Here is a 14,615-nt window from a genome sequence, read left to right on the forward strand (position 1 = left end):
CATGACCTTGACCGTTCGCCAGTTCCCCTGCCTGTCCGACAACTACGGCTACCTGATCCGCGACGAGGCGACGGGTCTGGTCGCGACTATCGACACGCCGGACGCCGAGGCGATCCTGGACGATCTGGAGGCCTCGGGCTGGGGGCGGCTGGACCTGATCCTGAACACCCACTGGCACCCCGACCACACCGGCGGCAACGAACGGCTGAAGGCCGAGACGGGCTGCGACATCGCCGGGCCGGAGGAGGTGCGCCGTGCCGCGCCGCTGGATCACGTCCTGGTCGACGGCGAGGCGGTGCGCCTGGGCCAGACGGCCTTCGACGTGGTGCTGTCGCCGGGCCACACCTTGGGTCATGTGGTCTATCACGCGGCCGAGGCGAGGCTGGCCTTCGTCGGCGACGTCATCTTCGCCCTGGGCTGCGGGAGGCTGTTCGAGGGCACGCCGCAGCAGATGTGGGACAGCCTGAACCGCATCGCCGCCTGGCCCGAGGCGACGACGCTCTACTGCGCCCACGAATACACCGCCGCCAACGCGCGCTTCGCCCTGTCCCTGCCCGACGCCGACGCGGCGCTGAAGGCGCACGCCGAGGCCGTGTTCGCCGCGCGCGACCGGGGCGAGCCGACCGTGCCGACCACCGTCGGCGCCGAGCGCCGCTTCAACCCCTTCCTGCGCGCCCGCGACGTCGCCGACTTCGCCGCGCGGCGGGCGGCCAAGGACGCCTTCAGGGGATAGGGCCGCTCAGGCGGCGGACCGGGCGTTGATCACGTCGAAGATCGCCGCGAAGAGCTTGTCGACCTCGATGGGCTTGGCCACCAGGCCGTCCATGCCCGCCTGTCGATACTCCGCGAGCTGATGATCCATGGCGTTGGCCGTCAGGGCGAGGATCGGCGTGCGCGCCTGCCCCCGGTCCAGTTCGCGCCGCCGGATGATCGAGGTGGCCGTCGGGCCGTCCATCTCGGGCATCTGCACGTCCATCAGGATCAGGTCCCAGGGCTGGTCCTCCCAGGCCGACACGGCCGCCCGGCCATCGGGGACGATGACCGGCGCGATGCCCGCCTGTCGCAGCAGGGTGTCGATGACGAGCTGATTGGCGCGATTGTCCTCGGCCACCAGCAGGCGCACCGACGCGGCGTGCGCGGCCTCCACAGCCTCCTCGGCCAGGTCCGGCAGGGGCGGCACCTCGCCGACGTGTTCGAGGGGCAGGCGCACGGTGAAGGTCGCACCGGCCCCGACCGGGGTGTCGCAGGCGGCGATGTCGCCGCCCATCAGCCGCACCAGGTCCTGACAGATGGCCAGGCCCAGCCCCGTGCCGCCGTGGCGGCGGGTGACGGCGAGGTCGCCTTGCTCGAACTTGCTGAAAAGCCGGTCGCGGATCTCGGGGGATATCCCCATGCCGGTGTCCCTGACCGCGATGATCAGGCGGCCGTCCTCGCGGTCGACGGCGACCTCGACCCGGCCGCGCTCGGTGAATTTGACGGCGTTCGAGATCAGGTTGTTGAGCACCTGGCGCAGCCGCAGGGGATCGCCGACGTAGGCGCCCTGGGCCTGGGGCGCGATGCGGGCCTCGAACGTCAGCCCTTTTTGCGCAGCCAGGGCCGAGAAGGTCTCGCAGGCGCCCTCGATCAGCGCGCCGAGGTCGAACTCCAGCATCTCGATCTCGAGCTTGCCGGCTTCGATCTTGGACAGGTCGAGCATGTCGTTGAGCGTGCCCAGCAGGCTCTCGCCCGACCGGCGGATGATGTCGAGCCGCTCCGCCTGCTTGGGCGACAGAGGGTCGCGGGCCATGGCCTGCGCCATGCCCAGAACGCCGTTCAGCGGCGTGCGGACCTCATGGCTCATGGCGGCCAGGAAGGCCGATTTGGCGGCGTTGGCGGCGATGGCGTCGCTGACGGCCTGATTCAGCGCGGCCTCGGTCGCCACGCGGTCCGAGATGTCGCGGATGATGGCCGTGTAGATCATGCCGCTGCGCGTCGTCACCTTCGACAGGCCGACCTCGATCGGCGTCAGGCGGCCGTCCTTGGTCAGGCCGGTGATGTCCTGGCGATTGCCCATGCGGCGGCTGAGGATGGCCCCCGCGGCGAAGCCCTGGACGCGCTGCCGGTGCGCCTGGCGGCTGTCGTGCGGGATGAGCATGTCGATGGACTGGCCCAGGGCCTCGGAGGCCGAATAGCCGAAGATGGCCTCGGCCCCCTTGCTGAACAGCAGGATCCGCTGATCCTGGTCCGCGACGATGATCCCCTCGGACGAGATGTTCAGGATGCTGCTGAGGATGTCCTCCAGGGTTTCGGGCAGGCCGGCCTGAACCGCCAGGCTCCGGGTCAGGGCGCTCCGGGCGTGGCGCCAGCGCGAGCGGGCGTCGCGGGCGCCCGCTCTGCCGAGGTGATGGCCATGTGTCATGGGCGAGCCCCTCCGACCGGTTTCCTCTGCGGACGGATCCAGCGCTCCGTCCGCCGTCAAGCTTACTGGGATTTCGTCGGTTTGAGAGCTTTGTTCGGCTGATTTTCGAAATTAAATTGTTCTAAATCAAAAGATTATCTGTCCAGTAATGAAAGTTGGCCTCCTGCTGTCTTTCAATGCGCCTGAGGGGCAATGGCGCTTGCCGGCGGATGTGGTCCGCCGCTGCAGGTGGAGTCCATGCAGGTCGCCGCCAAGGGGCAGGCGCCGGGTGCGCCGCGGGCGTTGCGCGGCGCCATCCGCTGAAGATCCTGCGCCAGGCCGAGCAGGCCCGCCGCCGCGTTCGGCGTCAGCGCGGCCGGTTGGAACTCGCCCTGAAAGGCGGGTTCGCCCGCCGTCAGCTGGATGTCCGAAGGGAACAGGCCGCAGCAGAAGCTGAATTCCGGGAACTGGCGCCGCGTGATGGAGCGATCCTCCAGCAGGCGAAGGTCCCGGTGTTGGGGATAGCAGCTGATGGCGCGATAGGCCTGGTGCACGCTGGCCCGGTCGCCTTCGAGGGCCTGCAGCAGGTGGCCTTCCCGGGCGAAGATGATGCCCGTGATGCCGAGGCCGGCGTGCAGGGCCAGGGCTTCGGAGTGGATGTAGGCCAGCATCGGGCGCAGGCTGCCCTCGCCGGTTCTCTCGATCCGGCTGTGGTAGATCAGGCGGTGCAGGTCGGCGTCCGCGTCGGGCGCGGCGCGGCGCGGCGCGGGCTGGGCCTCGGCCGCATCGCGAAGAACCCCGACCTGGCCGCCGCCGTCGCCGGCGAACCGGACGCCCAGGGCCGCGAAGGCCTCCTGGATGGCGCGCAGGGTGCGGGCATTGGCGTCCACGGGGCCGCGGATGCGTTCCAGCCGCTTGATGGTCTCCAGGCTGAGGCTTGATCGCCGCGCCAGTTCGGCTTGCTCGATTCTGGAGAGCGCGCGCGCCGCGCGAATCTGTTCGCCGGTCAGGGTTAGTATGTTGAAGGACATGTTGCTATCGAAACTATTTTATTGCACTCAAGGTGTAATTATATGCATTTGTGGCGACAAAACTTCTACATTTTGTAGCTTGTTGCGAACAAATGAGATTGTCGATGCTGTTGCCCCTCCTCTCGACATTAACTCTATGTTGTCACGATTTGAGTCGTAACTTCGATTATTGATCTTCATTCGCGAAGTTAGGTGCTTTCTGCCTAGGCGATATTTGGATCGAGCGTTGCAGTGACGCTGTTAGGAGGTGAAGGCAATGGGGAACGCCTCACAGGCGATCAAAGTGATGATCGTCGACGATTCCGCGGTGGTGCGCGGGGTCGTCCGGCGTCTGCTGGAGGCGGAGCCTGGGCTTGAGGTGGCGGCGACCGCGACGAACGGCGAGGCGGCACTGCGCGAATTGGGACAACGCACGGTGGACGTCGTCCTGCTGGACGTCGAGATGCCGATCATGGGCGGGCTGGAGGCGCTGCGGCGGATCGTGGTCGACCACCCGGCGGTCAAGGTGGTCATGGTGTCGACCCTGACGCGGCGAAACGCCGAGATCAGTCTGGAGGCCCTGCGGATCGGCGCCGCCGACTATGTGACCAAGCCCGAGGCCGGCATCGCCGCCGCCGCCGAGTTCGGCCGCGACCTGATCGCCAGGGTGAAGGCGCTGGCCGCGTCGCGCGGCCCCCGGCCGACGGTCCCGGCCGCGTCGCCGCGCCGGATCGGCGGTCTCGGGCTTCGTGACGGAGGCGGTCGGCCGCGCCTGGTGCGCGCGCTGGGCATCGGCGCCTCGACCGGCGGGCCGCCCGCCCTGCTCGGACTGTTCCGGGCCCTGCAGGGCGGCAGCGGCCGGCAGCCCATCCTGGTGGCCCAGCATATGCCCGCCACCTTCACCGCCCTGCTGGCCGAACAGATCGAGCGCGCGGCGGGGCGGCCCTGCGCCGAGGGGCGGGACGGCGAGCCGGTCCTGCCGGGCCGCATCTATGTCGCGCCGGGCGGCTGGCACATGACGGTGGAGAACGGGCCGACCTCGCCGATCATCCGCCTGGACCAGACCGCGCCCGAGCATTTCTGCCGTCCGGCGGTGGACCCCATGCTGCGCAGCCTGGCGACCGTCTATGGCGACGGGGCCCTGGCGGCGATCCTGACGGGGATGGGGGCCGACGGGGCGGCGGGCTGCGAGGCGGTGGCGCGCGCCGGCGGCCGCTTCATCGCCCAGGACCAGGCCACCAGCGCGGTCTGGGGCATGCCGGCGGCGGCGGCGGCGACGGGGCTGGCCGAGGCCGTCCTGCCGCTGGACGAGATCGGGCCGTGGCTGCGGCGCACGACGGAGGCGGGGGCGTGACCGGGCCGGATTTCGAGCATTTCTGCCGTTTGGTGAAGGATCGCTCGGGCCTCGTCCTGACCCCGCACAAGGGCTACCTGGTCGAGAGCCGGCTGAACCAGGTGGCGCGCGCCGAGGGGCTGTCGGGGGTGCCGCAGCTGCTGGAGCGGCTGCGCCTGGGCGGGCCGTCGGTCGAGCCGCTGCTGGTCCGCTGCGTCGAGGCGATGGCGACGCATGAGTCCTTCTTCTTCCGTGACGGCACGCCGTTCGACCTGCTGGCCGGGCGGGTGCTGCCGCGGCTGGTCGAGGCGCGGGCGGCGACGCGGACGCTGCGGATCTGGTGCGCCGCCTGCTCCAGCGGCCAGGAGCCCTATTCCATCGCCATCCTGCTGAAGGAGATGGGCGCGCGGCTGGCCGGCTGGCGGCTGGAGATCACGGCCACCGATCTGTCGCGGTCGATCTTGAAGAAGGCCGAGGCGGGCCTCTACAGCGACTTCGAGGTTCGGCGCGGCCTGACCGACGCCCGGCGCGAGCGCTGGTTCGTGCGCGAGGAGCAGGGCTGGCGGGTCAGCCCGGACCTGCGCGCCCTGGTCGGCTTTCGCCCGCACAACCTGCTGGACGGCGGCTTTCCGGGCGGATTCGACGTGATCTTCTGCCGCAACGTCCTGATCTATTTCGACGTCGAGCAGAAGCGGACGGTGCTGCAAGGGATGGCGCGCGCCCTGGCCGAGGACGGCGCCCTGTTCCTGGGCAGCGCCGAGACGGTGCTGGGCGTCACCGACGCCTTCGAACTGACGCCGGGCGCGGCGGGCCTGTTCCGCCGCCCTGTCGGCGAGCGCGCCCGCATCGCCTGAGCGACGCGGACGGCGGCGCGGCCCTAGGCCCGCATGAAGGCTTCGATCTCGGCGCGCAGCACGTCCAGCTCGCGCGCCTTGTCCGTCAGGTTCGCCGTCGCCGCCAGCATGTCGGTGGCGGCCTGGGCGTTGTCCGAGGCGGCGGCGGTCACGGCGACGATGTTGGCCGAGACCTCGCGCGTGCCCATGGCCGCTTCCTGGACGTTGCGGGTGATCTCCTGCGTCGCGGCGCCCTGTTCCTCGACCGCGCTGGCGATGGCGGAGGAGGCTTCGCTGGCGCGCTCGATGGTGCGGCGGATGCTCTCGATGGCGCTGACGGCGGCCTGGCTGGCCTTCTGGATCGAGCTGACCTGATCGGCGATCTGCTTGGTGGCGCGGGCCGTCTGGTCGGCCAGGTTCTTCACCTCCGAGGCGACGACGGCGAAGCCCTTGCCCGCCTCGCCCGCGCGGGCGGACTCGATGGTGGCGTTCAGGGCCAGCAGCTTGGTCTGGGCGGCGATCTCCTGGATCAGGCCGACGACCTCGCCGACCCGCTCGGCCGAGTCGGCCAGGCCGCGCATGGTCTCGTCGGTGGACAGGGCCTCCTCGACCGCGTGGCGCGAGATGCTGCTGGACTGCTCGACCTGGCGGGTGATCTCCTGGATCGAGGCCGACAGCTCCTCGGCCGCGGCGGCCACGGTCTGGACGTTGGACGAGGCCTCGTCGGAGGCGACGGCCACGGCCGAGGCCTGGCTGTTGGTCTCCTCGGCGCTGCCGGCCATGCCTTCCGCCATGCGGCTCAGGGCGGCGGCGGCCCCGGCGACGTCCTGGCTGAAGTCGTTGACGCGGTCGATGAAGCGCACCTGTTCGGTCACGACCGCCCAGGTCAGCATCAGGCCCGAGATTGCGCCCTCGGGCGTTCGCACGGCGGCGATGTTGAGGTCCAGCCTGTGCTCGCCCAGCTGGATCAGCGCCCGGTGCGGCAGGCGCGACGGATCGGCCAGCAGGCGGCGCTGGTGCTCGGGATGCTTGTGGAAGATGTCGATCGACTGGCCGATCATCTGGTCGACCGCGACCGGCAGAAGGTGCTGCAGTGGGCGCAGGGTCTCGACCGAGCGCCGGTTCACATAGGTCAGCCGCAGCTCCTCCGGCTCGCACAGCATGACGTTCAGGGGCATGTCGTCCAGCATCCGCAACAGGCGCTGGTTGTCCCGCTCGGCCTTGACGCGCGCGGTCTGCAGCGACCAGGTCGTCATGGCGGCGACATAGCGCCCCTTGCTGTCCGTCACCGCGCTGACCAGCAGCTCCAGGTGCTCGCCGCCGATCTCGATGGTCGCGCGGTGCGGCAGGTTGGCCGGGTCGGCCAGCATCCGGCGCTGGTGGGCGGGGTTCTTGTGAAAGACGTCGATGGAGGCGCCGACCAGCTGGTCCGCGCGGATCGGCAGGACGTGTTCGATCGTGCGCAGCGTCGCCAGGGTGGCCTTGTTGGCGTAGGCGATGCGGAAGTCGACCAGGTCGCAGATCATGACGTTGACGGGGGCGTCGTCCAGAAGACGCCGGAAGTCGGGCGTCCAGGCGGCGGGCGCCTTGCCGTCTTGGTCGAGGGGGCGGGCGCTGCGCGCCGCTGTGCCGCTGGTCATGATCGGTCTCCGTGGATGAGGGGGCGCGCCGCTGGCGCGGGGACGGGATGGTCGAAGTCAGGCGGCGGGGCCGTCGCCGGGCGGCGGGTCGTCCAGCGCCAGGACGGCCTGGGTGCGCAGCACCAGCATCAGCCGGTCCTCCAGCCGATAGAGGCCGTCGCACAGGCGTCGCCAGGCGGGCGACAGGGTCGACGGGGTGGGTTCGTGCGCCGAGGGCGGCAGCCACAGCACGTCGCCGACGTCGTCGACCATCAGGGCGTAAAGCTCGCCCGAGGCCTGTTCGACGATGACGGAGACGCCGCCGTCTTCCTGAAGGGCGGCCGGGGGCGGCAGGCCCAGGCGGCGGCGCATGTCCACGGCGGTGACGATGCGCCCGCGCAGGTTCAGGGAGCCGGCGATCTCGGGCGGGGCCAGGGGGATGCGGCTGATCGCGGTCTGGGCGATCACGTCCTGCACCTCCAGCACCGGCACGCCGAAGGTCTGGCCGCCGATCTGGACCGAGACCAGTCCGGCCTCGGCGGTCGCGTCCGGGGCGCTCATGCCGCCGCGCTCTCGGGCGTCAGGGCGTCGGACACGGCGTCCAGCAGCAGGGCGGCGTCCAGCGCCGGGCCGCCGTCGGGCCCGTCGAGCCGGCCCAGGCTCAGCAGCGGGGTCGCGCGCCATCGGTCGGCGCCGGCCAGGATGCGGGCGAAGGCGCGCGCGCGGCCGGGTTGCAGATCGGCCAGGATCAGGTCGAAGTCCTCGCCGGCGTCGTGGCGGGCCAGGGCCCCCTCGGCGTCCGGGACCACGGTCACGACGTAGCCGGTCTGGGCGAGCAGCGGGCGCAACAGCATCTGGGAAAAGGGACTGGCGTCGATGATCAGCAGGCGTTTCACGGCGGCGACCGCGCCCGCCTCGGCCGTGGCCGCGACGTCGAAGGCCCGGCGACGATAGGCGTCGACGTCGATCAGGTCGGCGGCCTGGTCGAGCACGATCAGGCTGCCCAGGGTCAGCCCGCCCGCCCGGCCGATCTCGGGCGGGGCGCAGGCGTCGACGATGTCCACGATCTCTTCGATCAGCAGGCCCAGGCTCTGCTCGCCGCGCGCGAGCACCAGCAGGGGGCGGCGGCCGGGGCCGGACCAGTCCGGGGCGCGCCCGTCGGCCCCCAGGATCGGCATCAGACGGCCGCGATAGCGCATGACGGCGCGGCCTTCGACCCGTTCGACCTGGGCGGACTCGATCTCTTCGATGCGCGATACGGCGGCCAGGGGGGCCGCCCGCAGGGTCGGGTCCGAGGCGCGGAACAGCAGCATGGCCTCCTCCTTCGGCGGCGGCGCCTCGGCCGTTCGGGACGCGTCCGCGTCGGGCTCCGCTAGGCGGCCGGCGACTTGTTCGACGCCCGCGGCGCGCGCGGCGCCCTTGGGGTCCAGGATCAGGATGACCGCCCCGTCGCCGAGGATGGTCGCGCCCGAGTAGAGGTTGAGGTGGCGCAGCACCCCGGCCACCGGCTTGACCACGATCTCCTCGATGTCGAAGACGCGGTCGACAATGACGCCGAAGGCGCAGGCGCCGAAATGGGTGACGACGATGCAGGTCTCGCTGGTCGCGGCGGGCGGGCCGTCGTCGTCCAGCTTGAGCAGCCGCCGCAGCGACACCAGCGGCAGCAGCCGCTCGCGCAGGCGCAGGACGGGGGCGCCGTCGATCTGTTCGATGCTGCGGCCCGAGGCGTCGCCGGCGTTGACCAGCTCCATGATCGACGACTGGGGCAGGGCGAAACGCACGCCGCCCGCCTCGACGATCAGGGCCGAGACGATGGCCAGGGTCAGGGGGATGCGGACGGTGAAGCAGGCCCCCTGGCCCTCCTTGGACGTCAGTTCGATCACGCCGCCGATCTGTTCGATGTTGGCGCGGACCACGTCCATGCCGACGCCGCGGCCGGAGACGCTGGTGACCTGGGAGGCGGTCGAGAAACCGGCGCGGAAGATCAGCTGCATCGCCTCGGCGTCGCTGATCTGCTCGGCCTCCGCGGGGCTCAGCAGGCCGAGGGACGCCGCCTTGGCCCGCAGGCGGGCCACCGACAGGCCGCGGCCGTCGTCGGCCACCTCGATGACGATGGCCCCGCCTTCGTGGCGCGCCGACAGGGTGATGCGCCCGACCTCGCGCTTGCCGACGGCGCGGCGCTGCTCCGGCGTCTCCAGGCCGTGGTCGGCGGCGTTGCGGATCATGTGGGTCAGCGGGTCGCGGATCAGCTCCATGACCTGCCGGTCCAGCTCGGTCTCCTGGCCGGACATGCGCAGCTCGATGCGCTTGCCCAGTTCGTTCTCCAGGTCGCGCACCAGACGCGGCAGCTTGGCCCAGGCGCCGCCGATCGGCTGCATCCGCGAGACCATGACCTTTTCCTGGATCTCGCTGGTCACCTGGTTGAGGCGATGCAGCGGGGCCTTGAACGGGCTTTCCGGCTCCTGGCGCAGGGTCTGGATCATCTGGTTGCGGATCAGCACCAGTTCGCTGACCGAGCGCATCAGCTGCTCCAGGACTTCGACGTTGATGCGGATGGTGGCGGCCGACTTGCCCGCGCCGGCCGGCGTTGATGGCGCGGCTTCGGTCGGCGGCGGCGCGGGGGGCGGCGGCGGCGCAGCGGCGCCGGCGCAGGCGCGCAGCTCGGCCACGTCGTCGGGGGCGGCTCCCAGGGCGTCCAGGGCGGCGGCGACGGCCTCGAACAGGGGCGCGCGCATCTCGTCCGGCAGTCGGACGTGGGCGATGTCCTCTAGCGCTCGGGCCAGGGCCGAGGCGTCGCCGCCCCGCGCCGCGCCCAGCAGGCCCTGCAGCAACGCCGCCTGCAGCAGGACGGGGTCGGCCCCGCCCAGCCAGGGCTCGGTCAGCAGCGCCGGGGCGGCGGCCTCGGCGGCCGCGTCCAGCACGGCGTCGCCGCCTAGGCGCTCGATGAGAGGGCGCTCGACCAAGGGGCGCTCGATCGGTGCGCTCTCAGGCAGGTGCGGCGCCGGGCGCGGCGCGGCGGCTGCGGCGCAGGCGGCCTCCAGGCGGGTGATGAGCGCGGCGTCCTCGCCCGCCGGCTCCTCGCCGGTGGCGTCCAGAGCGTCGATCAGGCCGCGGATCACGTCCACCGACTCCAGGATGGTGGTGACGGCGGCGGCGCTGACGGACACGGAGCCGTCGCGAAATCCGCCCAGCACCTCTTCCGCCGCGTGGGCGATGCGCTGCAGCCGCACGAGGCCGATGAAGCCACAGGCGCCCTTGATGGTGTGCATCAGGCGGAAGACGCCGGCCAGAGGCTCGGGATCGCGCGGATTGCGCTCGAAGCGCACCAACTCGCTGTCGAGCGCCTCGAGCCCTTCGCGCGTCTCGGCGATGAAGTCGCTCAGAACCTCGTCCACGGCCCCTCCTGCCCAGCGAACGAATGCATGGAATAGGGTCGTTATCTAAGATTCGTTTTGATTGATACAGTTAGTCGTCAAGGAGCGGTGCAAATTTGTAACAATAAAATAATTTAGATATCAATCTAGATGTGTATTACGTGCATCAAATACATAGATTTGTGTATATAAATACGCCTAGGGTGTATTTTTAAGAGTCGCCATAAGGCGTTTTGGTCTTTGATTTAAATCAATATCCAGAATTTGTTGACGGTATCGCGCTTCGATGAGCTCCACTGATCACGGGGGTGAGGGAAGTATGGCTGTCGACAAGTCGATGAAGATCCTGGTCGTCGACGACTACAAGACGATGGTGCGGATCGTGAGAGGGCTGCTGAACCAGCTCGGATTCCATAATGTGGACGAGGCGACCGACGGGCCCACCGCCCTGTCGATGATCGGCGCCGGGGGCTACGGCCTGGTCCTGTCGGACTGGAACATGGCGCCGATGACGGGCTTCGAACTGTTGAAGGCGGTGCGCGCCGATCCGAAGACCAAGTCTCTGCCCTTCGTCCTGGTGACCGCCGAGGCCAAGATCGAGAACGTCATCGCGGCGCGCCAGGCGGGGGTGAACAACTACATAATCAAGCCCTTCACCCACGCCGTGCTGAAGCAGAAGCTGACCGCCGTCCTGGGCGAGTTCTGACGATGGCCGAAGCGGACGGGCTCGATGAGGCGATCGCCGCGATCCGGCAGGATCTGTCGGCGGCGGCGGAGCGGTTGATGGCGGCGGCGGAGGCCGGGCTGGTCGACGTCGGCCGGGCGCGCGACGGCGACGGCGACGCCCTGTCGCGGATCGAGGCGGGGTGGCTCGGCGTGCTGGAAGCCTGCGCGTTCGAGGACCTGATCGGCCAGCGGCTGACCGGGCTGCGCTCCGCCTGCGTCCCGGCGCCTCTCGGCGGGGCCGTCGAGACGCGGGATGCCCTGCTGAACGGCCCCGCAGCGCCCGGCCTGGGGCTCGATCAGGCGCAGGTCGACGCCTGGCTCGCGGGCGGCGACGGCTGAAGGTCCTAAGCCGCGGAAGTCGGCGGGCTTTAGCCCGTGGCGCTCAGCTTGTCGTAGAGAGTCTTGCACGGAATCTTCAACATCCCCGCCCAGGGCGTGCGCGAAGCGATCAATTTCTGCCCAGCGGCCTGTCGTACGCCGCGAATGTCGGCGACGGCGCCAACACCGGCCTGGAGATCGAGGCGAACTGGCGGCCCCTGCAGAACCTCGAGTTTCGCGGCAACGCCCTGCTGGCCCATCCTCGACTGGTCCGACGGAACGAAGCCGCCGCGCAGGTCAAGGAAGACGCCGGCCTGCCGGGCGTGCCGGCCGTGTCCGCCAACCTGAACGTCCATTGGCGACGACCCGTCACGGACCGACTGGACCTGGCGGTCGACGGCTGGGCGGCCTACGTCGGGCCGTCGCGGCTGACCTTCGACGGCGAAGGGCGGCACCGCATGGGCGACTATGCGACCGCCCGCCTGACCATGGCGCTGGAGACCACGGCCTGGCGCGCCGAGGCCTTCGTGACCAATCCGCTGAACACGGAGGCGAACACCTTCGCCTTCGGCTACCCCTTCCGCCTGCCTGAAGCGCTGACTACCACGCCGCTGCAGCCGCGAACCATCGGCCTGCGCGTATCCGTCACGCCGTTCTGCGGCTAGGCGCCGGGCGTCCCGCGCGAGCGCATCGCGTCGCCTTCGGTTGACCTCGGCCGCGCACGGTCCTATCGCCACGGTCGCGTCAGGTTCCCCGCAAGGGGATTGAAAGGGAACGGAGTTCGAAGCTCCGGCTGTTCCCGCAACTGTAAGCGGCTAGCCCGCGCGTCATACGCCACTGGCGGTCCGAACGGCCACGGCCCGAAAGACCCCTGGGAAGGCGACGCGCACCGGCCTTGATCCGCGAGCCAGGAGACCTGCCTGTCGCCGTCGTTCTCCGCGCGGTCGGGATGTGCCGGGCGGTCGAGGCAACTCGTGTGACGACAGTCGTAAACCCAGCCGCGTCAGCGGCCGCCTTCGCTCATGCCGGGCGCGGGTCGGTCCGGCGCGGCGTCGTCATATGGAGAACCGGAATGAACCGGACCGCCTTCGCCGCCCTGGCCGCCGCCAGCCTCCTGGCCGCCGCTCCCGCCTTCGCCGAAATTGACCAGCAGGCCGCCGCGCCCGACGTGGCGGGCCGCGCCGCCGCTACGGCGGTGGCCGACGTCGTCGTCACCGCCAACCGCACGGCCCAGCCGATCGAGCGCGTCGGCGCCTCGGTCGCCGTCCTGACCCAGGCCGCCATCGAGGCGCGCCAGACCCCGGCCGTGGCCGAACTCCTGGCCCAGACGCCGGGCGTCAACTACACCCGCAACGGCGGCCCTGGCGCGGCCAGCAGCCTGCACATCCGCGGCGCCGAGGGGCACCACGCCGTCGTCCTGATCGACGGGGTCAAGCTGAACGACCCGTCCTCGACCCAGGGCGGCTTCAACTTCGGCAATCTGCTGGTCGGGGACGCGGCGCGCATCGAGGTGCTGCGCGGCGCCCAGTCGACCCTGTGGGGCAGCCAGGCCATCGGCGGCGTGGTCAACATCGTCACCGCCGCGCCGACCGAGGCGCTGCAAGGCAGCCTCGACGCCGAGGCCGGCGCGCGCGGCGCGACCTATGTGCGCGGCGGGATCGGCGGCGCCGACGAGCGCCTGAGCTGGCGCCTGGCGGCCAGCCGTTACTCGACGGACGGCTTCTCGGCCTATGCGACCGGGACCGAGGACGACGGCTACGCCAACACCGGCCTGTCGGCGCGGCTGAACCTGAAGCTCACCGACGCGGTGTCCCTGGACCTTCGCTCGGTCTGGTCCAGCGGCCGCGCCGACTTCGACGCCTGGAACGGCGACAGCCGCGACTACGGCAAGACCCAGGAACTGGTCGCCTACGCCGGGCTGAACATCGACCTGCTGGACGGCCGCTTCCGCAACCGCATCGGCTATGCGACGACCGACACCGACCGCCGCAATTTCAACCCGGACAACACGGTCCAGACTCTGACCTTCGACGCCGAGGGGCGGAACCGTCGCTGGGAGTATCAGGGCGCCTTCGCCGTGACCGAGGCGCTGAACACGACCTTCGGCCTCGAGCATGAAAAGTCCGAGATGAAGACCCGTTCGCCCGCCGACTGGGACCCGAACCCGGCCTTCGGGCGCGGCGAGGCCGAACTGAGCAGCGCCTACGTCCAGGCGCAGTGGACGGCGCTGCCGGGCCTGACCCTGACCGGCGGGCTGCGCTACGACGACCACGCTCAATACGGCGACCACCTGCTGGGCCAGGTCGCGGCGGCTTGGGCGCTTAACGACGGCGACACCATTCTGCGCGCCAGCTGGGGTCAGGGCTTCCGCGCGCCGGGCCTCTATGAACTCTACAGCGAATACGGCAACCCGGCCTTGCAGCCGGAAGAATTCGACAGCTGGGAGATCGGCGTCGAACAGCGCTTGTTCGACCGCGCCGTGGTCTCGGCGACCTATTTCAACCGTCGGGCGGACAACGAAATCCGTTATGAATACTGCCAGTCGGGCGATACGCATCCGATCTGCGCCCAGCTCTACGGCGGCTACTACCAGAACCTCCAGAAGACCGAGGCCCAGGGCGTCGAACTGGCCGGTCGCCTCGATGTCACCGACCGCCTGAACCTCAGCGCCAACTACACCTGGACCGACGCGAAGAACGCCTCGGGCGGCGCCGACGGCAAGCGGCTGACGCGCCGCCCCGAGCACATGGGCAACCTGGCCGTCGACTACGCCTGGGCTTCGGGGCTGAAGACGGGCGCCTCGGTCCGCTATGTCGGCGAGACGTTCGACGACCCCGCCAATACGGCCAAGGTCGACGCCTACGCCCTGGTCGATCTGCGCGCCTCCTATCCGATCGACGACCATCTGGAGGTCTATGGCCGGGTCGAGAACCTCTTCGACGAAGCATATCAGACGGTGCGGAACTACGGCGCGGCCGGGCGCGGCGCCTTCGGCGGCGTGCGCGTCCGGTTCTGATCCGGCAGG

The 14,615-nt window shown here is 70.3% G+C and carries 13 protein-coding genes and 1 riboswitch; of the genes, 7 read left to right on the forward strand and 6 right to left on the reverse strand.

Features of this window, described 5'->3' with window-relative positions:
• Position 1 precedes the first annotated feature (1 nt).
• On the forward strand, positions 2 to 733 hold the full coding sequence (gloB, locus tag D8I30_RS07985; RefSeq protein WP_121482277.1) for a hydroxyacylglutathione hydrolase: 732 nt from the start codon (positions 2 to 4) through the stop codon (positions 731 to 733).
• Positions 734 to 739: 6 nt separating this feature from the next.
• Here gloB and D8I30_RS07990 read toward each other — a convergent pair whose 3' ends face one another.
• Complete coding sequence (locus D8I30_RS07990) at positions 740 to 2,398, reverse strand: PAS domain-containing hybrid sensor histidine kinase/response regulator (protein WP_121482278.1); 1,659 nt, start codon at positions 2,396 to 2,398, stop codon at positions 740 to 742.
• 173 nt (positions 2,399 to 2,571) lie between these two features.
• Positions 2,572 to 3,408, reverse strand: a complete 837-nt coding sequence (locus tag D8I30_RS07995; protein WP_121482279.1) for a BLUF domain-containing protein — start codon at positions 3,406 to 3,408, stop codon at positions 2,572 to 2,574.
• 283 nt (positions 3,409 to 3,691) lie between these two features.
• Between D8I30_RS07995 and cheB the strand changes: the two genes are divergently transcribed.
• Positions 3,692 to 4,741, forward strand: coding sequence for a chemotaxis-specific protein-glutamate methyltransferase CheB (cheB, locus tag D8I30_RS08000; protein ID WP_276118550.1), 1,050 nt, complete (start codon positions 3,692 to 3,694; stop codon positions 4,739 to 4,741).
• Complete coding sequence (locus tag D8I30_RS08005) at positions 4,738 to 5,574, forward strand: CheR family methyltransferase (protein ID WP_121482280.1); 837 nt, start codon at positions 4,738 to 4,740, stop codon at positions 5,572 to 5,574. The genes cheB and D8I30_RS08005 overlap by 4 nt, the downstream gene beginning before the upstream one ends.
• Before the next feature lie 23 nt (positions 5,575 to 5,597).
• Here D8I30_RS08005 and D8I30_RS08010 read toward each other — a convergent pair whose 3' ends face one another.
• From D8I30_RS08010 to D8I30_RS08020, 3 genes are read right to left on the reverse strand one after another with little or no spacing between them, the layout of a single operon-like run.
• A complete protein-coding gene (locus D8I30_RS08010; RefSeq protein WP_121482281.1) occupies positions 5,598 to 7,193 on the reverse strand; it encodes a methyl-accepting chemotaxis protein in 1,596 nt (531 codons plus the stop codon).
• A 57-nt stretch (positions 7,194 to 7,250) separates the two neighbouring features.
• The gene (locus D8I30_RS08015) at positions 7,251 to 7,733 is read right to left on the reverse strand and encodes a chemotaxis protein CheW (protein WP_121482282.1); all 483 of its coding nucleotides are present in this window, start codon (positions 7,731 to 7,733) and stop codon (positions 7,251 to 7,253) included.
• Complete coding sequence (locus D8I30_RS08020) at positions 7,730 to 10,567, reverse strand: hybrid sensor histidine kinase/response regulator (RefSeq protein WP_121482283.1); 2,838 nt, start codon at positions 10,565 to 10,567, stop codon at positions 7,730 to 7,732. The genes D8I30_RS08015 and D8I30_RS08020 overlap by 4 nt, the downstream gene beginning before the upstream one ends.
• A gap of 298 nt (positions 10,568 to 10,865) precedes the next feature.
• Here D8I30_RS08020 and D8I30_RS08025 point away from each other — a divergent pair, with 298 nt between their 5' ends.
• Entirely contained in the window at positions 10,866 to 11,252 is a 387-nt protein-coding gene (locus D8I30_RS08025; RefSeq protein ID WP_121482284.1) for a response regulator, read from the forward strand.
• Between the two features lie 2 nt (positions 11,253 to 11,254).
• Positions 11,255 to 11,611 (forward strand): hypothetical protein, encoded by a 357-nt coding sequence (locus D8I30_RS14730; RefSeq protein ID WP_240387178.1) that lies wholly within the window; start codon positions 11,255 to 11,257, stop codon positions 11,609 to 11,611.
• A gap of 29 nt (positions 11,612 to 11,640) precedes the next feature.
• Here the strand turns inward: D8I30_RS14730 and D8I30_RS15035 are convergent, their stop codons facing one another.
• Positions 11,641 to 11,946, reverse strand: coding sequence for a hypothetical protein (locus tag D8I30_RS15035; protein WP_346426472.1), 306 nt, complete (start codon positions 11,944 to 11,946; stop codon positions 11,641 to 11,643).
• Between D8I30_RS15035 and D8I30_RS14735 the strand changes: the two genes are divergently transcribed.
• Entirely contained in the window at positions 11,923 to 12,255 is a 333-nt protein-coding gene (locus tag D8I30_RS14735; protein WP_346426473.1) for a hypothetical protein, read from the forward strand. The two genes, D8I30_RS15035 and D8I30_RS14735, sit on opposite strands and share 24 nt — an antisense overlap.
• Before the next feature lie 64 nt (positions 12,256 to 12,319).
• Positions 12,320 to 12,528, forward strand: a riboswitch (cobalamin riboswitch).
• A gap of 134 nt (positions 12,529 to 12,662) precedes the next feature.
• Positions 12,663 to 14,606 (forward strand): TonB-dependent receptor, encoded by a 1,944-nt coding sequence (locus tag D8I30_RS08035; protein ID WP_121482286.1) that lies wholly within the window; start codon positions 12,663 to 12,665, stop codon positions 14,604 to 14,606.
• Positions 14,607 to 14,615: the final 9 nt, after the last annotated feature.

Origin of the sequence: Brevundimonas naejangsanensis, assembly GCF_003627995.1 — a bacterium.
Lineage (GTDB): Bacteria > Pseudomonadota > Alphaproteobacteria > Caulobacterales > Caulobacteraceae > Brevundimonas > Brevundimonas naejangsanensis_B.

Coding starts and splice junctions, on each gene's coding strand:
- gloB (WP_121482277.1), top strand. CDS start 2: ATGACCTTGACCGTTCGCCAGTTCCCCTGCCTGTCCGACAACTACGGC.
- D8I30_RS15035 (WP_346426472.1), bottom strand. CDS start 11,946: ATGGACGTTCAGGTTGGCGGACACGGCCGGCACGCCCGGCAGGCCGGC.
- D8I30_RS08035 (WP_121482286.1), top strand. CDS start 12,663: ATGAACCGGACCGCCTTCGCCGCCCTGGCCGCCGCCAGCCTCCTGGCC.
- D8I30_RS07990 (WP_121482278.1), bottom strand. CDS start 2,398: ATGACACATGGCCATCACCTCGGCAGAGCGGGCGCCCGCGACGCCCGC.
- D8I30_RS07995 (WP_121482279.1), bottom strand. CDS start 3,408: ATGTCCTTCAACATACTAACCCTGACCGGCGAACAGATTCGCGCGGCG.
- D8I30_RS14730 (WP_240387178.1), top strand. CDS start 11,255: ATGGCCGAAGCGGACGGGCTCGATGAGGCGATCGCCGCGATCCGGCAG.
- D8I30_RS08025 (WP_121482284.1), top strand. CDS start 10,866: ATGGCTGTCGACAAGTCGATGAAGATCCTGGTCGTCGACGACTACAAG.
- D8I30_RS08015 (WP_121482282.1), bottom strand. CDS start 7,733: ATGAGCGCCCCGGACGCGACCGCCGAGGCCGGACTGGTCTCGGTCCAG.
- D8I30_RS08010 (WP_121482281.1), bottom strand. CDS start 7,193: ATGACCAGCGGCACAGCGGCGCGCAGCGCCCGCCCCCTCGACCAAGAC.